General features: G+C 36.3%; 19 protein-coding genes. 10 read left to right on the top strand and 9 right to left on the bottom strand.

Annotation, left to right across the window (positions count from 1 at the left end; translation table 11 throughout):
- Positions 1-170 precede the first annotated feature (170 nt).
- Both ATG71_RS22880 and ATG71_RS22875 read right to left on the bottom strand, forming a co-directional pair.
- On the bottom strand, positions 171-362 hold the full coding sequence (locus ATG71_RS22880; protein ID WP_098441651.1) for a hypothetical protein: 192 nt from the start codon (positions 360-362) through the stop codon (positions 171-173).
- A gap of 40 nt (positions 363-402) precedes the next feature.
- A complete protein-coding gene (locus ATG71_RS22875) occupies positions 403-687 on the bottom strand; it encodes a helix-turn-helix domain-containing protein (protein ID WP_098441650.1) in 285 nt (94 codons plus the stop codon).
- A gap of 185 nt (positions 688-872) precedes the next feature.
- Here ATG71_RS22875 and ATG71_RS22870 point away from each other — a divergent pair, with 185 nt between their 5' ends.
- Positions 873-1,196 carry a nucleoside triphosphate pyrophosphohydrolase gene (locus ATG71_RS22870; protein WP_098441649.1) on the top strand — a complete coding sequence of 108 codons (324 nt, stop codon included), beginning with the start codon at positions 873-875 and terminating at the stop codon, positions 1,194-1,196.
- 105 nt (positions 1,197-1,301) lie between these two features.
- Here the strand turns inward: ATG71_RS22870 and ATG71_RS22865 are convergent, their stop codons facing one another.
- A complete protein-coding gene (locus tag ATG71_RS22865) occupies positions 1,302-2,354 on the bottom strand; it encodes an HNH endonuclease domain-containing protein (protein ID WP_098441648.1) in 1,053 nt (350 codons plus the stop codon).
- A gap of 200 nt (positions 2,355-2,554) precedes the next feature.
- On the opposite strand from ATG71_RS22865, the gene ATG71_RS22860 reads away from it, so the two are divergent.
- The 5 genes from ATG71_RS22860 to ATG71_RS22835 all read left to right on the top strand — a co-directional run bounded on the left by ATG71_RS22860 (position 2,555) and on the right by ATG71_RS22835 (position 11,154).
- Positions 2,555-2,950, top strand: coding sequence for a (deoxy)nucleoside triphosphate pyrophosphohydrolase (locus ATG71_RS22860; RefSeq protein ID WP_098441647.1), 396 nt, complete (start codon positions 2,555-2,557; stop codon positions 2,948-2,950).
- Positions 2,951-3,058: 108 nt separating this feature from the next.
- On the top strand, positions 3,059-5,953 hold the full coding sequence (locus ATG71_RS22855; RefSeq protein WP_098441646.1) for a DEAD/DEAH box helicase: 2,895 nt from the start codon (positions 3,059-3,061) through the stop codon (positions 5,951-5,953).
- Between the two features lie 69 nt (positions 5,954-6,022).
- Positions 6,023-8,800 carry a P-loop NTPase fold protein gene (locus ATG71_RS22850; RefSeq protein ID WP_179886620.1) on the top strand — a complete coding sequence of 926 codons (2,778 nt, stop codon included), beginning with the start codon at positions 6,023-6,025 and terminating at the stop codon, positions 8,798-8,800.
- Positions 8,801-8,996: 196 nt separating this feature from the next.
- The gene (locus ATG71_RS22845) at positions 8,997-10,472 is read left to right on the top strand and encodes a GIY-YIG nuclease family protein (protein WP_098441644.1); all 1,476 of its coding nucleotides are present in this window, start codon (positions 8,997-8,999) and stop codon (positions 10,470-10,472) included.
- Between the two features lie 361 nt (positions 10,473-10,833).
- The gene (locus tag ATG71_RS22835; protein WP_286163105.1) at positions 10,834-11,154 is read left to right on the top strand and encodes a hypothetical protein; all 321 of its coding nucleotides are present in this window, start codon (positions 10,834-10,836) and stop codon (positions 11,152-11,154) included.
- Positions 11,155-11,422: 268 nt separating this feature from the next.
- On the opposite strand, the gene istB (ATG71_RS22830) is transcribed toward ATG71_RS22835, so the two are convergent.
- The 5 genes from istB (ATG71_RS22830) to istA (ATG71_RS22815) all read right to left on the bottom strand — a co-directional run bounded on the left by istB (ATG71_RS22830) (position 11,423) and on the right by istA (ATG71_RS22815) (position 16,265).
- Positions 11,423-12,181 carry an IS21-like element helper ATPase IstB gene (gene istB / locus ATG71_RS22830; protein WP_098439458.1) on the bottom strand — a complete coding sequence of 253 codons (759 nt, stop codon included), beginning with the start codon at positions 12,179-12,181 and terminating at the stop codon, positions 11,423-11,425.
- Positions 12,178-13,707 carry an IS21 family transposase gene (gene istA, locus ATG71_RS22825; RefSeq protein ID WP_098441642.1) on the bottom strand — a complete coding sequence of 510 codons (1,530 nt, stop codon included), beginning with the start codon at positions 13,705-13,707 and terminating at the stop codon, positions 12,178-12,180. The genes istB (ATG71_RS22830) and istA (ATG71_RS22825) overlap by 4 nt, the downstream gene beginning before the upstream one ends.
- A 100-nt stretch (positions 13,708-13,807) precedes the next feature.
- Entirely contained in the window at positions 13,808-13,972 is a 165-nt protein-coding gene (locus ATG71_RS23560) for a hypothetical protein (RefSeq protein WP_179886619.1), read from the bottom strand.
- Positions 13,969-14,721, bottom strand: a complete 753-nt coding sequence (gene istB, locus ATG71_RS22820; protein ID WP_098441641.1) for an IS21-like element helper ATPase IstB — start codon at positions 14,719-14,721, stop codon at positions 13,969-13,971. The genes ATG71_RS23560 and istB (ATG71_RS22820) overlap by 4 nt, the downstream gene beginning before the upstream one ends.
- The gene (istA, locus tag ATG71_RS22815; RefSeq protein ID WP_098441640.1) at positions 14,718-16,265 is read right to left on the bottom strand and encodes an IS21 family transposase; all 1,548 of its coding nucleotides are present in this window, start codon (positions 16,263-16,265) and stop codon (positions 14,718-14,720) included. Before istA (ATG71_RS22815) ends, istB (ATG71_RS22820) begins: the two co-directional genes overlap by 4 nt.
- 189 nt (positions 16,266-16,454) lie before the next feature.
- Between istA (ATG71_RS22815) and istA (ATG71_RS22810) the strand changes: the two genes are divergently transcribed.
- The 3 genes from istA (ATG71_RS22810) to ATG71_RS22800 are packed head-to-tail and all read left to right on the top strand — an operon-like array spanning position 16,455 to position 18,752.
- Positions 16,455-17,786: an IS21 family transposase gene (istA, locus tag ATG71_RS22810; protein ID WP_286163104.1), complete on the top strand. Its 1,332-nt coding sequence runs from the start codon at positions 16,455-16,457 to the stop codon at positions 17,784-17,786.
- Positions 17,783-18,532 (top strand): IS21-like element helper ATPase IstB, encoded by a 750-nt coding sequence (gene istB, locus ATG71_RS22805; protein ID WP_179886618.1) that lies wholly within the window; start codon positions 17,783-17,785, stop codon positions 18,530-18,532. The genes istA (ATG71_RS22810) and istB (ATG71_RS22805) overlap by 4 nt, the downstream gene beginning before the upstream one ends.
- 7 nt (positions 18,533-18,539) lie before the next feature.
- Complete coding sequence (locus ATG71_RS22800) at positions 18,540-18,752, top strand: hypothetical protein (protein WP_098441638.1); 213 nt, start codon at positions 18,540-18,542, stop codon at positions 18,750-18,752.
- A gap of 152 nt (positions 18,753-18,904) precedes the next feature.
- Here ATG71_RS22800 and ATG71_RS22795 read toward each other — a convergent pair whose 3' ends face one another.
- Entirely contained in the window at positions 18,905-19,627 is a 723-nt protein-coding gene (locus tag ATG71_RS22795; RefSeq protein WP_098441637.1) for a hypothetical protein, read from the bottom strand.
- A gap of 183 nt (positions 19,628-19,810) precedes the next feature.
- Here ATG71_RS22795 and ATG71_RS22790 point away from each other — a divergent pair, with 183 nt between their 5' ends.
- Positions 19,811-21,037 (top strand): DUF819 family protein, encoded by a 1,227-nt coding sequence (locus tag ATG71_RS22790; protein WP_098441636.1) that lies wholly within the window; start codon positions 19,811-19,813, stop codon positions 21,035-21,037.
- The last annotated feature ends 461 nt before the right edge of the window (positions 21,038-21,498 follow it).

The following is a 21,498-nucleotide window of genomic DNA, read 5'->3' as shown; positions in this document are numbered from 1 at the left end:
ATTTCATATAAAACACTTCTTTTTTTCAATAGTTTGTGGAATTTGAAGGTAAAATATTTCATGATTAGTGGCATTGAGCAGGATAAAGTATTGGAATAAATATACACTTAAAAAAGGGGACACCGAAGTATCCCCTTTTTTAAGTGTATATTAAAGCTTTGCGAAGCCATCTAAGTCAAAGACTTAATCTGCTTCTTAGCTTCCTTCAACGTCTTTAGCCTATTAAATCCTCTAAAAGCATAAGTTGTTGAGTTTTTGTCACGAATAAATACTTCTCCATACCCATCTTTACAATTAAACCCCATAATGGTATACAGGGTAGTATCTTTATCTTTAATAACGTAAAATTCTCTTTTTCTCATGATACCTCCCTAGTTAAATAGAGATTAATATAATGAAAGTTTACCCCTTCTTAATTGTACGCTTTTTCACTTCTTCTTGAAAGTGAGGGTAAAGATCTTTGGTAGCTTTGGTCAACAAGTCCGATGGGTCATTAAGGTTTAACGCGGCAGCTACATTAAAAAGAGTGACGATGGTAGTATTAACATTACCTCTTTCAATATCTCCCATATGTGTATGATGAATACCAGCTAGTTCTGCCAAATCTTCAATTGTTAATTTCTGAAGTTTTCGTTCATTACGAATCTGCTTGCCGATAATGTTGTTTAAACCGTTATGTATGTCCATCTCTCACTACCCACCTCTAACTCTATTATTCAAGGGAGAATCGAGAGTTAACACAGACTAAACACCACATTATGAAATAAAGTTTGACGGAATAGTAGATTTTTAAGTAGCACACCTAAAGTATTTTTAATTGCAACAATATGTCGTGTTAAACTATTCATATACATAAAATAGGAGGTCGTAATATGCCAACGTACAACAAATTAGTCAGAGATAAAATTCCACAAATCATTGAAAACACCGGAAAAAAGTTTTCAACAGAAATCTTAAATGATCAGGACTACATAAAGTATTTAAAAGAAAAAAGCTATGAAGAGTTAGACGAGTATTGTGCAGCTGAATCGAATGGAGATGCAGTAGAGGAACTGGCAGATCTTTTAGAAATCATTCATGCTTTGGCTAAGCGTCATGGGTCTTCTATAGAAGAAGTTGAATCGGTACGCAAAGAGAAAGCGGAGAAGCGTGGCGGGTTTGAAGAGAAGATCTTTTTGATTGAGGTAGAGGATTGATTTTTTGAGTTCAACCTTCACGTATGTGAGATGTAATTAAAAGATACAAAAAAAGGGAAGGAGATCTATATAATAATCACCTTCCCTTTTAATTATTGCTTCGACCTAAAAACCTTGGGCTTTTTCGAATTTGGGCGCCCATTCAGGACGTTTTATTGTCTTAGCAAAATCAAACTGGCTTTCTAAATAATTTCTACGAATTTTAGGATTTTTACCTGTTTTCTTAATTAGTGTTTCTTTTAATGGATGATTACTTTCGATTAAGTATTCATTTCTTTTATTAAGTCGTTCTAGTAAATGTGATTGTGGAAGTCTTGCGAATTTACCATTTGCTTCTCCACGATTACATTCAACGCAAGTCAAAACAAGATTCCATACCCCATTTAAATCAAGGTCATATTGTGAATTATATTGAATACTAAGGGGAATAAAATGATCAATATCACAAGTGTTTACTTCATTACTTTGTATTGAGATTGGACCATAGCAATAAAAACATTTGCCTTTTTGATATCCATTAAGAGGTTTGCGCACAGGAGTCAGAGCAACTCTGTTATGAGAGTTTAAATAGCTTTCAGGGGTAACTGCTCTTAGAGTGAAAAACTCCTCTAAATCCCTATCATATTGAATCTCTAAGTTAGGATTTCGTTCATTCCAAGCTGTTTCAACTAAATTCCATCTTCCCTCAATTTCTTCTAACATATTTGGAACTTGTGATCCTTCATTCAAGGTGTATAATTCATCTGTTAAAGTAATGCCTAATTTTCTTCCTTTTACTTCTTTTTTGAAAAAATTCGATTGTAATTCTCCCTTAGGAAGGTAATGGAAAGCGTCTAATACATTATTAAATCCAATTTTTTCTGCCACCGATACTAGTTGTTCCCAAGTGATTTGCTCAGAATCGTAAAGTTGGCATGCTTGTATAAACTTTGAACTCTTGCTTGTAATTTGACGCTTTCCAGTACGTACATGCTCTAGCAAGTGTTTAACATAAATTGGAGATAATTCTTCTAAAGTAATAAACCCATTGTTGGGAGTGCCTAGCTCTAATAAAGATTTTGCTAATGCAAACTTATAGGTTGCTACATTTCTTCCAAACAAGAATATTGATCTAAACTGACTCTCTAAAGTAGAATCATCTTTTAAAAAATCGTTCACTTTGTTTTCACCCTTTTTATATGGATATTAATAAGTTAAGTGTATCATTATTATCATATTTTGTTAGTAGCATCGTGGGTGGAAAAATAGATAATAAGAGGTTTAAGTCAGACAGTTATCTAGAGGTGGCTCATTGTAGTAAACTAATTTATTATGTTATTCTGTTGCTATAATAACACCTTCATTCTAAGGAGGACACAATGAAAAAAGATATACATGTAGTTGGAGCGGTAATCTTTAAAGACAACAAAATCCTCTGTGCGCAAAGAGGAACAGAAAAGTCATTACCACTCTTATGGGAATTTCCAGGTGGAAAGATTGAAAAAGGTGAGAGGCCTGAAGAAGCTTTAAAACGAGAAATTCAAGAAGAAATGCACTGTTCGATTGAAATTGGTGAGAAGATTGAACATACCGTTCATGAGTATGATTTTGGGATTGTTCATTTGACCACCTATTATTGCAAGCTGATTGAAGGAGAACCAGTCTTAACTGAGCACTCAGCCATTAAGTGGTTATCACCTGATGAGTTATATACTCTTAAATGGGCGCCAGCAGATATCCCTGCCATTGAAAAAATAGCAAAAGTATATGCATAACTAGAAAGCTATCCATTTTTGGGTAGCTTTTCTTTGTGGATACGGTTTACAGTATTGGTAATAAGGATTACACTTTTATTATTATACTGGAAATGAATGGAGATCTTAATGGCAAACTTTGTTGAAAACTTAACGGACTCAATATATAAAGGTTTTATAGATCATGCACACGGTAAATCTACACGATACAAACCACAGTTGTTGATCAATAATGCGAAGTATAATAAGAATATTCTTTCTACCATTCTTGAAGAATTAAGTCATTGTGATGATTTCTTTTTCTCAGTGGCTTTTATCACAGAAAGTGGTTTGGCAACGTTAAAGGCACTCCTTTGGGATCTTAAGCAAAAGGGGATCAAAGGAAGAATTCTTACATCTACCTTTCTTCAATTCAATCAGCCCAACGTATTCCGAGAACTTATGAAAATATCTAATGTTGAAGTGAAATTAACCAACCTAAAGGGCTTTCATGCCAAAGGGTACATATTTAAACATAGTACTCATTATTCCTTAATTGTTGGTAGCTCAAATTTAACTGCACAGGCGTTAAAAGCAAACTACGAATGGAACGTAAAATTAAACTCACATGAAAATGGAGAGATCATTCATCACTTTATTGATCAGTTTGAAGAAGTATGGGGTGAAGCAATACACCTGACTTCTGGATGGATTGAGGAGTATGAGAAAACATATCAGGCGTCAAACCTGCCAAACATCCAGAATGTGATTGAGCATCCTGTACAATACCAGCTTAACTCTCTGAAGGATGCAGTAGAGATTGTTCCTAATCAAATGCAGGAAGCTGCCTTACAAAGTATTCAAAGTGTGAGAGCAGAAGGCAAAGACAAGGCATTGGTTATTTCAGCCACTGGTACAGGTAAAACCTATTTATCTGCCTTTGATGTAAGACGATTTGCACCAAAGAAAATGCTATTTATCGTTCATCGTGAACAAATTTTACAAAAAGCGAAATCAGATTTTCAAAGAGTTTTAGGCGGTATTGATCGAGATTTCGGGATCTTATCAGGAACTTCCAAGCAAAGTGAAGCAAGGTATCTTTTTGCCACGATCCAGACATTGTCTAAGGATCATATGCTGAATCAATTTGATCCTGCAGAATTCGATTATGTGTTAGTGGATGAAGTACATAAAGCTGGTGCTGATTCATATGTGAAAGTGATGGAATACTTCACACCGAAATTCTTAATGGGGATGACAGCTACTCCAGAGAGAACAGATGATTTCAACATCTATTCATTGTTTGATTACAATATCGCTTATGAAATTCGGTTGCAGGAAGCGCTTGAAGAAGATATGCTGTGTCCTTTTCACTATTTTGGCGTAACTGATTATGAATTCAACGGTGAGTTATTAGATGAAACAGCTGCTTTAGCCAAACTTGTTACAGATGAGAGAGTTGAACATATCTTAGAGAAGATTGAGTACTACGGTCATTCGGGAGATAAGGTAAGAGGGTTAATGTTCTGTAGCAGAAAAGAGGAAGCAATCGAGCTTTCGAAAGTCCTGAATGAGAGAGGATTAAAGACAGTAGCATTATTAGGGAATCATTCTCAAGAGGAAAGAATAAGTAGGGTTAATGAATTAGAAAAAGGACAATTAGATTATATTATAACGGTGGATATCTTTAATGAAGGTGTCGACATTCCAAGTATCAATCAAGTTGTCATGCTAAGACAAACGCAATCAAGTATTATCTTTATCCAGCAGTTAGGACGTGGACTAAGAAAGCATGACAGTAAAGAGTATGTAACGGTGATCGACTTCATTGGGAACTATAAGAATAACTACCTGATCCCAGTCGCTTTATCCGGTGATCGGTCTCAGAACAAAGATAATATTCGCCGTCATACAAAGGATACATGTTATATCAAGGGTGTATCTACGATTAATTTTGAAGAGATTGCTAAAAAGCAAATCTTTAAGTCGATCAATGATACGAAGCTAACATCCTTTAAGATTTTAAGAGATACGTATGTAGAATTGAAAAATAAAATTGGCCGAGTTCCATATCTATATGATTTTGTTACCTATAATTCAATTGATCCGTGTGTAATCGTGAGTGAAATGAAATCGAATTACCATACGTTCTTGGAAAGAATGAATGAAGAAGTACCTTCTATGTCTAAGTACGAAACTTCGGTTTTAACGATGTTTTCTCAAGAAGTATTAAATGGGAAGAGAAAGCATGAGATTGTTTTTTTAAAGCTGTTACTGGAAAGACGAGAAGTGCTACAGGATGAGTACGTTGAGGAATTGTCTATAACCGGATGTAGAACAGATGAAGAGACTTTAACAGCTGTAGAACGAGTATTGAATCTGTCATTCTTTACTCAAGCATCGGCAAAGAAGTATGGTGAAGAGCCAATTGTGGTGCGAGAGGAAGAACATTATCGATTTAATGATTCAATCGTTGAGAGTATTTCACGCAATGAATACTTTAAGTCATTGGTGTATGACTTTATAAAAACGGCAGAAGAAAAGAGCCGTACTTACGATTGTTCAAATCACCTAACCTTGTACCAAAAATACTCACGTAAAGATGCATGTAAGTTATTAAACTGGCTAAATGATGAGAGCTCCACTATGTACGGGTATAAGCCCAAGCATGGAACATGTCCGATCTTTGTTACTTATCATAAGAATGAAGATGTTGAATCTAGTGTTAATTATGGCGATGAATTTATCAATCAAGAAGTGTTTAGATGGTACACACGGAGTAACCGAACTCTAGGATCTCAAGAGGTTAGGAAGATTATTAATGCTGTGCAGCAAGGGTTAGATATACACCTCTTTGTAAAAAAAGACGATGATGAAGGAACCGATTTTTATTACATTGGTAAGGCTGTGCCTGAAGAAGATAGTGAGGAACAGACGACCATGTTGAATAAGAACGGTAAGGAGTTGCCGGTTGTGCGGATGAATATGTTGTTGGAGCATGAGGTGGAGAGTTCTCTTTATCAATATTTAATTGAAAGTAATTAAAATAATTAAGGAAAGGAAGTCAAGTGACTTTCTTTCTTAATTTAAAAAGAAAATTGAGGGATGAGGATATTGCAAAGTTTATATAATGTATTTTTAGTCATAGGGGTTATCGCCCTTATGTTGCTCGTCGTAGATAATATACATAAAAAATTCAGGATTGAAAAGAAAAAAATAATTACATTATATTTGCATATATTGATAGCTATTTCTTTAGGTGTCTTGTTAAAGGTGGTAGGTAGTCCCTTAGCTACTCATTCAGAAAGCCTATTAAAAATATTTGTTATAATACTTATTTTTGTTACAGGTTTATTTATCAAGGAGTTAATTTTATATAAGACAATAAAACCTATTGTCTCAAACTACTTAAAGATATTATATATAGTTTCTATTTTATTTTTTATATCTGCCATAATAAATAATTACAGTTTGTTATGGAACTTGCTTATTTTATTTATTTTAATTATTTTTTGGATAGGATTTCAAGGTAATAATGAGAAAGAAAAACAATACCAACCTAATATTAAATCAGATTTGCCAATATTATCATTTGAAGATTTATTCCCTTCAAGAAAGAAGGAATACATTAGAATATTCAACTATTTACTGAATATGAACACTGCTGACCCTTATGCGGTTGCTATTACTGGGTCTTGGGGAGAAGGGAAGACTAGTTTTGTAAATGTGTTAAAACAAGGACTTGAAAACAAGAACAGTGAAATTATATTTATTCAGCCTATGATATTGGATTCAAGAGAGAAACTTTTAGAATATGTATTTAACCAGGTGGAAGTAATTTTGACAAACAATGGAATCTATACAGGTAAAGGCTCTGCATACAGTGATTATTTTAACTTACTAGTTAAGTTTGTGAATTTTAAACATCTCAATTTAATGAATAGTTTTTTTAATGGTTTTTCCCAACAGCAAAAAGAGGATTTAAGAGAATATAAATTAAAATTAGAGCAAAACCTTGAACAATTAGTATCTGATAACAAAAGAATATACATATTAGTGGATGACTTGGACAGAGTTGAAGAAGACACAGTGTACAGCATACTAACGTTCATTAAAGAAATTGTAGACTTAAAAGGTGTTACGATAATATTCATTGTAGATTATAAAAATATTATCTCTAATAGAATAAATAATGAATACTTAGAAAAATTTATAAACAAAAAATTTGAGTTAAGTAAAGTAGAAAATAGTGAAATTTTTAATCACTATATTGATAAAATATTACCACATTATAACTTGCAGTTTATTAATGGTGAGGTTAATACGTTAAAAGATAACTGTAGTCTTTATTTATCCAGCATCGAAGAAAATATAAACAAACTTATACAAACAAAAGAAACTATAATAGATGAACAAAAAGGAAATATAAACGATAATAATATTTTTAAAGAATTAGCTGATATTAAAAATAATTTAAGTGAGTTTAAAGAAAAATGTAGCAATGCTAGATATGTGAAAAAAATTATTAGTGAAGTTAAGGAAATTTTTGATTTTATAGAAAATGATCTCATCAATGAAATAGTAAATGAAAACCAAGATATTGAAATAAGTGAGTTGATTTTTAAACTTAGTATATTTAAGACGATATACAAAGAAGAATTTGAAGAACTAATTAAATTAGGCGATTTTTCGAGGTTTCTTTCAGAAAATCAAAATAGTTTTATATTCTCTTTGTTAAATGAAAAACAAAGCAGCATTATTATCTTTGATAATGAAAGGATATTAAATGAGAAAAGGCACAGTTTTTATGATTCTATAATATTCTCTAACAAAATATCAAAAGATATTTTCTTAAAGGTTAAGAATAAACATGAGGAGATATTAAAAGAGTTGGATAATAATGAAAAAAGTGTCGATGCTATGGAAATTCGTGATATAAGAATGTATGTAGAGGCTATCAATTATGTTCATTTTGGAGAAGAGTCAGATGATATTCTTTTTGATAGAATATATAAATTGACTGGGCTCGTTATTACCATGGCTGAAAATAGTAAAGTAGATCTTATTGATATCTTTAAATTACTTGAGACCGCCCAGAGAAATAAACTTATTAATGCTCCAATTTTTTTAGAAGCACTTTTAAAATTGATGGAAACTTCTAATTTAAGTTTTAATAGTAAAAATGAAGAAACTGTTGCTTTTAACCTTTTAGAGAAGATGGACTTTCCTTTAATAGTGGGTATTCAAAATGATTTGAAAATGTTGATATGGATGTTGAATATAGAAGATAACAAATTTTCGTTGAGCAATTTAAAAAGTAATTTTGAAAAGGCACTTAAGCTAAAGGCATTAAATGAAGAACTAATAGCATTAATTCCTGAAAAAAAATTGTCCTCTCACTCAGGTGATTTTATTAGTGAGTTTGAACACATCATAGATTATATCTATTCAAAATTACAGGAGAATAACAATACTTTGTTTTTAAGATCATTTCAATTTTATAAAAGTAATGTAAATCATTTTATTAAGGTTATGAATTTGAAAGAAAATATTACATTAAATTTATCGGAAGTAAGAATTGATAATGAACAGAGATTCGAATTAACTAATAAAAATCATACAATTTCAGAAATAATTAAAGATGTAGATGACTTGGAAGAATTTCTAGTAAATAATAATAGAATTGAGCAAAAGCACTTTAATTTTTTCCGATATACCCTTAACAATGTGGAGTATATTAATAATAATGAAATAAAAGAAGATATGATAAAAAAATTAAAGAGGATATTTACAATATTGCAAAGTGAATTATATGGTAATGAAGAATTAATGGATAAATATGCTTGGCATTATTGTATGTTGAAGCTCACAGAGATTGAAGTAAGAATATAAATAATTTGTAGTGAAAAATTAAATTATATCGAAATATTGGAGATAACAAAAACACAATTATATCATATTGAGATAGCATGTTTATAGTTGACCTCTCAATGTTCCTTGCTTGCGAGTAAGAAATTAGTGCTAAATGTAATGGATAACAAAATAGTGTTATTTATAGGAAAAAGTTAATTAATAGGGGGAAGAATGAATGTTCAAGAAGATAAAAGAGTTACTCACCATCAACAAGACGTTACCTTTAAAAGAGAAACAGCTAAAGGAAATAGATGAAAAGATAAAAGACAGGGAGAGGCTAATAGAAGAAGTAACAGTAGAAGTGAAGGAATCCCTTCAAGATGAGAGAGACCTCATCATTACAGCTGCACGGGAAGAAGCGGCCTCATTAAAAAGAATCGTAGAAAAAGAACTATCTGAGCTTACCACCAAAAAGAGAGAGTATGAAAGGAACTTAGAAATAGTTGAAGAGGACCTGACAAATAAGCGTACGGATCTTGCAAAAGTAGTAAAGAATACGAGGAAATTCAGCACTGAGAGTCAGGGAATTAAGAATCTAATTGAAAGGTTTCCAACGACCATTAACCTTGATGAAATCCAAAAGGAACTTGAGATACTGGAAGAATCATTAAGGGATGGCGTATTGGATACGATTGTTAACTTAGACCTTCACCATAAGGATTCCAAGTTACTTCGGAAAGAAATGACAGCCAATAATCGAATAATCAAGAATCTGTTGAAAACTTATCAATCCCGTTATACAACAAAAGCCAATCAGACAATCTATAATCTGATGGTAATAGGATTGCAGGCTGAGCTACAAAACATCTTATACACTTTAAGTTACTCGAATATCGAGAAAGCAGAAGAAAACACGAAAGCCCTAATCAATAAGTACTTAATCATTTGCGGGGAAGGAAATGCGAGTATTTTATCAACCATCACTCGTTTTCTATCAGAGTTGGAGCCGTTATACATTAATGCAATCAGAATAGAATATAAGTATTATATCCAGAAGGAAAAGGAAAAAGAAGAACAGCGCCGAATCAAAGAACAAATGCGTCAAGAGGCTGAAGAAAAAAGACAGTTGGAACAGGAAAGAAAGAAAATTGAAAAGGAAGAAGAGAAATACTTGAACGAAATGGCTAAGAACAAGGCCCTTCTTGAAAAAGAGGTAGACATTGATAAAATCGCAGCACTTCAAGCAAGATTACTAGAACTTCAGACTCAAGTGGATCAACTTGAAGAACAAAAAGAAGAAATTGTTAAGAGAGCAAACGGAAGGGCTGGATATGTTTATATCATATCTAATTTAGGTTCGTTTGGAGAAAAGACATTCAAAGTCGGTATGACGAGAAGATTGAATCCAATGGATCGAATAGATGAGCTTGGTGATGCCTCGGTTCCGTTCAAATTTGATGTTCATGCGATGGTGTTCAGTGACAATGCAGTAGAATTAGAACAAGAACTTCATCAAAGGCTTGAGACTAACCGAGTTAATAAAATTAACCTAAGAAAAGAATTCTTTTATACGGATGTAGAGGAATTGCAAAAGCTGGTTCAAGATATAGATTCGACAGTGGAGTTTACTACAACGCTGAAAGCAGTGGAGTATCATCAAAGTCAAAGTCTTAAGAAAGAGGAGCAGGGAAATTTGGAACATAGTTTCTAATGTTGATTTAAAATCATTCAGGAGAGTTCCTGAATGATTTTTTATGGTTTGATATTTCATTACAATTTCCTATATAGAATTAACCATAGAGATACCTGTCCTCAAATAATTAATATCTATGAGATTAGTTATCTCTATGGTCTTATCTATCTTTTCTTAAACGAGTTGAACACTTCTAAAATAAGCTTCAATTTTCTCGATGATTACGGCCAGTGAATTGTACCACCAATGACATTCTATTTACCACCTAGTGACAAGGAATGTACCAGCAAATGACAAGCTGTTTACCACTATGCCTTCTGTATAATTAGTGAGCACACACCTTCGGGTGTGTCATTAATATACAGGAGGTATTTTTTGTATGATTCATTATCGAAAGGTATTGGAGTTACACGATGAGGGAATCAGCCTTAGAGGTATAGCCTCAAGTACTGGTCATTCTCGTCAAAAAGTAACTGAGATCATCGGCCTGGCCGAAAAGAAGGGGCTAGTCTGTCCGTTAGAGGAAGAAATGACGGATAAATGGATTGAGGAATTTCTTTTTCCTGAGAAGACATTGGAGGCTTCCGGGCTGAGTATTGCATTAGGAAAGAGCCGCTTGAGCGGACTTTTGAGCCACCAAGTGCGGATAATAGAGCCACTTAATGCATTGCATAGAGCCAATATCTCCATTATGTATTAAAACAGCCATCGAAATTAGTTACTTCGATGGCTGTGTGAGTTACTTAAAACTCTTTCCTTCTAACTGAGCTTCGATAATTGTAACAGCTTGTCTGACAAGATCATCCTGGTCTAAATCTTCCTCTGTATTTGTCAACTTTGATTTGAGCCAGAGCGATCACTTCAAAAGTGAGCCACTTCTTCCTGAGTTATTACCATATATGTGGGATGCATGGGGATTTAGGGGGGTGCCCCGAGGGGCACCCCCCTAAATCCCTCGCGTCGCACTCTTACTTATTACTTTCATCTTTTTGTTTCATAGATTGTCTAAACCGGTACGATTCTCCGTTGAGTAGGAGAATATGGGCCTTATGGGTAAGTCGATCAAGCAGAGCTGCTGTCATCTTTTCGTCTCCGAAGATGGACGTCCATTCTGTGAATTCTAGATTAGTAGTGATCATTACGCTCGCACGTTCATATCGTCCGGCAAAAAATTGGAACAGTAACTCAGCTCCTATCTTGGTAAATGGTACATATCCAAGTTCATCTACAATGATTAAATCAATTTTGAGCCACCGTTTCTCCAAGGCTCCAAGCTTGTATTCTTCATTAGCTAATAGGAGTTCTTCTACTAGCTCAGCTGCTGAGATAAATTTTACCTTATAGCCATTTTTAATCATCTCAATGCCAATTCCCGTTGCGAGATGGGACTTTCCGGTCCCACTGTTTCCTAAAAAAATGATGTTTTCCCTTTTCTCCACAAAATCCCCTTTGGACAAGGTAAGAAACCGGTTTTTATTCAAACTGGGCATCAAACTAAAATCATAACTATCTAATGTTTTGTGGATAGGGAATGCCGCTTGCTTAAGCCTTCTTTGTCTTTGATTCTCTTCTCTAGATTCAGATTCACTTTCTAATAAAGCCAACAGGTACTCTTCATAGGTGAAATTACGCTCTTCAGCTTCTCTAGCGAGTGAACGATATTGGGCAGCGATCATGGGAATCCGAAGTTTTTTAGTAAGGTGGTCTAATAAAAGTTCAGTTGTCATTTGTTATTTACTCCTGTAAGTTGTCCATATTGTTCAATATTAGACTTACTAACTTTATAATCTAGGAGGCTAATAGGCGTTTGGTCCGTCGGGAGAGGCTGGAATGATATATCTTGATTGGTGAGCTTTTGAATTATTTCGTGTACAACCTCATATCGGAAAACTTGCGTTTTTTCTGCTTCTAAAAAGGCATTTGTTAACCTCTCCATCCCAATATCACGGTGAAGAAGGAGTAGTCGGATAAATTTCCTGTCTCCTGCGGCACCTTCTTGTTCACGCATTTTTAGGTGGAAACGCTTGAATACATCAGGTACTTCAGTAGTCTGGAATGCATGCGCATCTCTAATGGCTCTTGGTTTCTTAAGTAATATCTCTAAATAATGATCAAGAACCGTAATCATTTGATTTCTTTCATATGAGCGAACGTGTTCAGCGATCACTTGGTTTTGAGCCACTACGATTACTCGGTCGACAAAAATTTTTGCCCAAACTTCTTGGCCAGCGAATCGACAAGGAACAGAGTAACGATTGGTATCAACAGTTATGAGCGATGTTTTATTTACTTTACATGATAAGAGTTTACACGCTTCGAAACGGATTGGAGGAAGAGGCGATAAATAGCTCTTTTCTTTCTCCCACATTTCAAGTACAGTCTCAGATTTATTTGGTACGTGAGTCCTGCTTGCTTCCTTGAAACACCAGTCCGTAAGGTATTGGTTTAATTCCTCTATGGTTTGAACCTCTGGATATGGAACCAGGGCATTTCTCCTTATGTATCCTACAGTTCCTTCAATCCGTCCCTTTTCGTTTCCACTTGCGGGATTACAAAACTCTGCTTTAAACACATAATGAGCCTGAAGACCGACAAAGGTTTCTTGTTCTAATCGATCTCTTCCTTGAAGGACTTTCACAACTGCTGTTTTAAGATTATCAAGTAGTCCTTCCGTTGGAATTCCTCCAAAGAATTCAAAGGCATGGACAAACCCATCCAAGAATGCTTCCTGTTTTTCATGAATATAGGCTCTCACAAACCGCATTCGACTGGCGGAAAGCTGAACGCAAAAGAGGAATATGCGTTGTGTCCTACCTTGAAGAATAATATCGGCCTCTCCCCAGTCGAATTGAAATTGGTGGCCGAGTTGAAAATCAAGTGGAATGAAAACTTCTTGGATCTTTTTCTTACGTTTGGCTACTATCTTACGTATGTTAGAAGCTGACCCTTTAAAGTCGTATTCGTCTACTAATCTTTTGTAAATTTTAATTGCAGTATGTTTTTGCTTTTTCCAATGTTTTTGATCATCTTCCAACCACTGATCAATAATTGGGATGACTCTTTTAGTTTCTGCGGAGTATTCTTTTGTTCTATATACTCTTTTTCTTAATACAGTGGTAGGAGCTGCATTTTGGGATAAATACTTACTTACGGTATTGCGAGATACCCCAAGTTTTGTCGCAATTTGCCTTTGTGATAAACCTTCAACCTCTTTTAAGAATTTGATATTATAGAATTGAGCCATTTCGATCATCCTTTTTCTTCCCCTCGACTATGTAGTAAGTTTGGTCACTTTCTATCATAAGAGAGGTTACTAGAATTGGAAATCATGTGGCTCATTTTTTATATGATCACTAATTATAAAAGTGGCTCAAAACTAAATTATCAAAAACATCCTCTTCATCAGCTTCCAGACAGAGGGGCAGAAGGAGTTCTACAATCTGCTCGATTACTTCTTCAGGAAGAAAACGATGAAAAAAATACGTGGCTATACGGTTCTCTACTTCGACAGGAATCATGAAGATCCCACCAATCCATGGCGTTCACGCATTGAAATCTCTCCATCGACCATGATGTGATAGGAATCATGAATAATACGATCAAGAATGGCATCAGCTACTTGAGCTTGTCCTAATTTAGCGTGCCATCCTTCTGGGGAAAACTGTGAACAGAATATGGTAGAGGCTCTTTTGAGCCTTGACTCAATAATTTCCAATATAAGCATCACGTGTTCTTCAGGAAGTTCAGTTAATAACCATTCATCCAGTATTAATACATCTACTTTCCGGTATTTTTGGATCAACTTCCGAAAGCTTCCGTCTGCTTCGAACTTAGCCACTGTCAGCTCATCTAATAGTTCAGGAAGACGAATGTACTTAACGTTATAAAACTGACGACATGCTTGAACACCAAAGGCATTTGCGATCCATGTTTTTCCGTTTCCTGAAGCGCCCATAAGGATAATGTTATGGTGTCGTTGAATATAATTTCCTGTTGCTAGTTCTAAGATGAGTTGCTTATTCAGTTTTCGATCTGGATTATATTCGATGTCTTCAATGGCAGCTGAAGGTTCATTCAACGTTGCCTGTTTGATCAGGCGCTCTAATTTATTTGAACGTCTGCGATCATATTCATGATCTACTAAAAGCTGAAAGCGATCATCAAAATCCATTCTTTGATATTCGCGGTTTTGGCTCTGTTGCTGATAAATATCTGCCATACCACCCATTTTCATTTCGGTTAGTTTTCGTAAAGTTTCCTGATTCATTTAGAACGCTCCTTTCCAAAATAAGCTGCACCACGCACAAATCCAAAATCATTAGTCATATCTTTTGACTTTTCGGCAGGTGATTCCGGCGGAATCCTTTTAGCCTCGCGGTCTAGAATACTCTTAAGAACTGAAAGAGTTGGGTTACTTGATATGACTAGTAAAGTATCTACTGACTTTTCCAACGTCGTTGGCTCATATTTTTCAGCTATATTTCTAAGAGCGCTCACAATGGACAATGCTTTTTTCTCTGCGTTTTGTTCAAAAATTAAACCAACGAACTTTTCCATGGATGGACCAATGCTTTTGGCCCAAGCACGGTTGTTCTCTGGATTATGATCTAAATACAAACGATGATGATCAGGCATATGTTCTACTGAGGTCGAATATTGTCCAATATCGCCTGTTAAGCGCTTATGGGATGCAATCCGTACATCTTTGAAGTAAAATTCAAGTAGATCTGGTGTTAGGCGAATTTCTACCTGCTCCCGGACGTACTCATAGGGGACGGAGTAATACATGCGATCAACCTGGATGTGGTAGTTCGGTTGAACTTTAGCTGTTTTCCATTCCGTCAATTTGTAACGTGTGCGAGGAAGAGAGCGAAGGTAGGGCTTCTCCTCTTCCTCAAATACTTCTCTACGAGAGCCTGGACGTTTTTGAAAAGCAGTAGTATTAATCTCTTCAAGTTTTTCTGAAATGTGTTGGTTCAAATCTTCTAAATGAAAAAAAGGATAATTGCGTAAAGCAGCTATAATCTGTCTGGAAATAAAGCCAACTGTTCCTTCAACACTTGCTTTGTCCTTCGGTTTCCGGACACGACTTGGAACTATCACTGTATGATAATAATCAGCTAGCTCTCGATATGCTTCCTGCAAAATCGGTTCACCTCGTAGAGGTTTGATCACACCTGTTTTTAAGTTGTCTGGCACCACCGTCTCAGGTACGCCTCTAAAATACTCCAATGCATGAATGTGGGCAGTAAGCCAGCTCGGAGATTTCATGTCTATAAAGCCCTCAACATAGCTATATTGACTATAAGGAAGTGTAGCGATAAACACATACACTGGTATCTTCTCACCTGTGGCCCGGTCTTGAAGGGTTAGCGTAGATCCTGCCCAATCAACCTCCATAATTTCACCAGGTTTACGACGAATTGGCATCGTCGTTTTATATTTCTTTGCATAATTCCCGTATTTTTCAGTAAATGTACGGTACGCATAGGGAATCTTCTTTCCCAAGCGTGCTTCAGCTGCATATTCGTAATGCAATAATTTCAACGTAACATTTTTCTTTTGAAGTTCTTTGTGCACCCTTTCCCAGTCCACCGGATAATAGCCTTTCTCGACTGCTTGTTTCTCAGGAAACAGAAAATCATTTAGCCAAGCATTCGTCATCGTGTCGTTAAGTGATTGTATTCCTCTTGCTTTTGCCGTTTGGATCACACTAGCTACCGTATTCCTTGAATGACCCGTGCTAGCGCTGATTGTACGCTGACTCATCCCCTCTAAATGAAGATCTAGAATCTTCCGACAATTAATCACAAAAAAAACCTCCCTATAAAAGAATTGTCATGCGGTAACGCATGCTTCTCAATTATACAGGGAGGTATTAATTTCTATAGCACAAGTGGCTCACTACTCCGCACTTGGTGGCTTTCTCGTCCGCATTAGGTGGCTCAAAGTTATGCACTAATGGCTCATTCTGTCTGCAATAATCACGGGCGACATCCTTTGAATTTTGACTATATTCATGAAGAGTTGGCTAAGCCGAATGTGACACTCTCACTTCTCCATCATGAATATGAAGCTGAGTGTAGAGCAAATCAAAAGATTCCATACTCTTATCGAAGTTTTTTGCGGCACTATAGTCATTATGCGGATAAGTATAAAGCCACTTTGCGCATTCGAAGAAAACCAGGTGAAATCATGGAAGTCGATTGGGCAGGTTCCACAGCTTTCATTATTGATAGAGACACTGGAGAAAAAGTAAAGGCCTATGTGTTCGTTGCCACCCTGCCGTGCAGCCAATTTTCATATGCAGAAGCAAGTTTATCTATGGATTCACATTCATGGATTACCCTTCACAATAATGCCTATAAGTATTTTGGTGGCACGACCCAGATTGTCGTTCCAGACAATTTAAAAACGAGCGTTACGAAGCATACGACCCGTGAATTAATATTGAATCCTGCCTACAAAGAGATGGCGGACTACTACAACACTGTCGTCATGCCAGCGAGAGTGCGTACGCCTAAGGATAAAGCTAGTGTAGAAGGTTCGGTAGGAGTTATCTCTACATGGATTATTGCAGCATTAAGAAATATGCATTGCTTTACTATTGATGAACTGAACGAAGAGGTTAGGAAGAAATTAGATGAGTTCAATAAAAGACCCTTTACTCGAAAAAAAGGGTCTCGTTTGTCTGCCTTTGAAGAAGAGGAGAAATTTGCCCTTTCTCCCCTTCCAGCAGCACCTTATAAAATGTCTGAATGGAAAAAGACAAATGTAGCCCCTGACTATCACGTTTCCTTTGATAGTATGTTTTATTCCGTTCCATACGAATATATCAATCGAGAAGTCGAGGTGAGAGTGTCAGATAACCTCATAGAAGTATTTTTTAACCATATGAGAATTGCCTCTCATAAACGATTATATGGGAAATTTGGACAGACTACCACTCTACCTGACCACATGCCAGATAATCACAAGTTATTCGTTGATCAAACCCCAGAAGCTGCGGTTGAATGGGCAGAAAATATCGGAGAATCAACATTAAGGGTCATTCGATATCTTCTTGATACTTCACAGACAGAGAAGCTAGCCCTACAGTCCATATTTTCATTGAAAAAGTTTGAGCGTCGCTACAGTAAATATGAGATTGAACGTGCTTGTAAAATGGTGCTTTCAATGACTAAAAGACCAACGGTCAAAAGTATTCAAACGCTACTGAAGACGAACAAAAAGAATGACGCAGAGCAAGAATTGAAACGGAAAACAGAAATCAATCAAAATAATTATGGCTTTACACGTGGAGCTTCTTACTATGGAGGAACGGATAAATGATGAATGAACAAACATTAACCAAATTAATTGAAATGAAACTAAGTGGAATGGCGGAAGCCTATAAGGAACAAGCAGCAAATAAAGAGTTTCAAAAAATGACTTTTGAAGATCGATTTAGTTTACTTGTAGATTTAGAACATGCCCGTCGAAAGAGCAATAAGCTTCAACGATTAATTAAAACAGCGACTTTTCTTAACTCCAATGCATGTGTTGAAGACCTAGAATATCATGCGGATCGAAGACTAAACAAAGAGTTGATTTTGAAGCTGGCTAGTTGTACTTATATCCTTGATAGTCACAATATTATATTAAAAGGCCCTACAGGTTCAGGAAAGTCATTCATGGCTACTGCCTTCGGAGTATCTGCTTGTCGACAGTTTTTCAACGTTAAATATATTCGTTTACCAGAATTACTGGATGAACTCTCACTCGCTAAATTAGCAGCAGACGGAAGCTATCGGAAGAGCATAAAAAAATATACGAAAGTAGATCTCCTTATCTTAGATGAGTGGCTATTAACAGATTTAACAACGGATGAAGCAGCAATCCTCTTGGAAATCACAGAAGCTCGTCATAAAGTGTGTTCCACAATATTCTGTTCACAGATAGATCCTAGTGGATGGCATTTAAAGCTAGGAAATGAAACGATTGCGGAAGCAATCTTAGATCGTATTATTCATGACTCCTATCAAATTCTCCTAGATGGCGAAGTTTCTATGCGTGAGCGCCATGGGTTAGTCAGGTAACCTTGATATGGCTACATTAACCCCAAAAGAGATTCAGAAGATTGAAGAATACTATTATTGGATGGGTTACAAAACCTGGCTTCCCTTCCCAAAAGAACTAAATGAAAAGCTTTTAGAGGTATACGGCGAAGAACCTGTTCCTTATAGATGGACTGAGCAAGATATTTATGAAGGATCTAGAAAGATAATCTTCGATTACTTCAGTAACCACTCTAAGTAGTAAATTTAACAATAAAAGCCCTATCAGATTACTAGAATGTTAATCTGTAGGGCTTTTTTATCCATTGGTAAACGTGTTGGCAGAGAGTGGTAACTTCCTTGGCGGAGAGTGGTAAAAAAGATGGCAAGGGTGGTAAAATCTCTTGGCTGGATTCACTCGATCATACCTTGTTTATAATCAGCAAACTGCTTATGTCGATGCCCATTTCCTCCAGAAGGATGAGGAAAGCCATTTAAGATGGACGCAGAATCAATAAGACCTTCTTCGGCAAGATAGGACAGGGCTTTTGAAACATTCACACCTAAAGGAACAATCAGTGGATGATTCATATGATCCATCTCTTTTGGGAACGATTGAAGAATGTATTCCCGAAGTACCTCTGTTTTCACAATGTTGGGAGTCGAGCCGCTGTAGTTCTTACCATTATAGAAAACGGGATAGGGAAGTATGGAAGTTGTTTGCACCAAATGGCTGGATGATTCAAATAGCTCACTTGTGGATGAAATCCCTAAGTGATTGGGAAGATTAAGTTCATCCAACATGTTGATGAGGTTTTTTCTCATCGGGCCTTCAAAGCTTGAGTTCTTTTTAACTTCGTGTAAGACTTCTTCGTCTTTGAGGTTCTCTTCTTTCAAATTCCATACTGTTTCAAATGACTTTTTCATTTGATGTAGGCCAGGAGTGATCCCGACGATGACGACTTTCGCCTGCTCGTTTAGGTGTTCAAAAGGAGCATAGTAGATTTCGAGTTTCTTCTTGGTATCTTTTTCTAATAGGAATGTTTCATTTATAAGCGATTCATTTGTTGTCGGTTCGGATAATGAGTGGATTTTATTTTTAAATTGATTGAACTTTGAGTAGGCAGCTATAGACAAGGTATCTTCCTCCTAATGGTTTAATCTGGTCTAAATATAGTATACACGATTTGGAAAACGTAGTGGATTACTCAATCGGTGTTGATATTTTTACGTTCTCCACTATCACCAATATTTTGAATTTTCCACCTGATATAGGTACTATATGGATAGTGAGAAAAACTGTAAAAAGGAGGAAACGTTTTGGAGCAGACTTTAATTAAAGCAGAGGATTATGTGACGTTGTGGGGAATTATTGTGGTGTGGGCTTCGATGAGCATTATTTTAGAACAGCGCTACAGTTGGGCGGCGAAGATTTCTGGTGCCATTGTGGCGCTGATAGGTGCTATTATTCTATCAAATACGGGAGTTATTCCAACAGAATCACCGGTTTATGATGCTGTCTGGACATTTATCATTCCCCTTGCGATTCCGCTGCTGCTTTTCCATGTGAACTTTAAGAAAATCTGGCAGGAAAGCGGGAGGCTGTTGATTCTTTTCTTGATCAGCTCGATCGGAACGGTCGCAGGGGTGATCATCAGTTTCTTTTTGTTAAAGGATTATATACCAGTCCTTGATAAAATTGGCGCCATGCTCAGTGCCTCTTATGTTGGTGGCGGGGTCAATTTTGCAGCTATGGCAGCTAAGTTCGAAGCACCTGGGGAAATGGTTTCTTCCGCCGTGGTCGCAGACAATTTAATGATGGCGATTTATTTCATCGTTCTGATGATGATTCCGGCTATGAGCTTTTTCAGAAGACGCTTTAACGCACCTCATGTGGAAAAAGTGGAGAGCGGAAGAATGAAAGAAGAGGGAAAGACCCTTGCGGAAAGCTTTTGGGAGCGAAAGGATATCTCTCTAAAGGATATTGCGTTGTCTGTAGGGACTGCCTTCCTTCTCGTGATGGTTTCGTTTAAAATCGCCGAATTCCTGGACGGAGTGATTCCTTCTGGTGAGGGGACGTCTTTCTTTCTCAATTTGCTGAATGGATTGTTCGGCGACCAGTACTTAATGTTGACGACATTGACATTCCTGGCACTGGCCTTGTTTCCGAAGTACTTTGAATCGATCAATGGAAGCCAGGAAATCGGTACGTTCCTCATTTACTTGTTCTTTGTGGTGATCGGTATTCCGGCATCGATCCCACTCATTGTTCAAAATGCTCCGCTGCTTCTTGTATTTGTGTTCATTATTGTCGTAGTGAATATGGCTGTGTCTTTGATAGCAGGAAAGCTATTAAAGTATGACCTTGAAGAAATCCTTCTAGCCAGCAATGCCAATGTCGGAGGGCCGACAACTGCTGCTGCGATGGCCATTGCGAAAGGGTGGAAGGATTTGATTGGTCCGATACTTGTGGTGGGGACGTTGGGGTATATTATTGGGAATTATATTGGGACGACTTTGGGATTGTGGTTTTCTGGGTTTATGTAAAAGGTTCTGCCCACAAGAAATCATTCTGTTTCCCGTAACGGGTCAACGGCGGGGCCGTCCCTGCCGGTAGATGAACTATAACCAATGAAATATTGATTCAACCCATAATGACTGCAGATAATAAACTCGAAATGTATTGAAAGATCTCTATTAAGCCAACAAGGGTGGTGGTTCCCGGGGAAGATTTTTTAACGAAAGTATTCTCCAAGCAAAGATACTTCCGACATAATACTAAGCCCAGAAGTAAGGTAAGCTGCTTCAAAAAACCATCAAAATTAAGCCAGGTAGAGTATAGGAAATGAGACGTGCTTCTTTTTAAAACAAAAGAAGCACGTCTTTTTTATGCCATTACATTGGGCTATTTCGTGTGCTGACTTGAAATACTACTGCAGAATCTGTCGTAATTTGTATATTTAAAATAGTATGAAAATTATAAATAAACTGTTTACATATAACGTCAT

Origin of the sequence: Bacillus sp. es.034, assembly GCF_002563655.1 — a bacterium.
GTDB lineage: Bacteria > Bacillota > Bacilli > Bacillales > Bacillaceae_B > Rossellomorea.
This window is presented reverse-complemented; position numbering and strand designations above follow the sequence as displayed.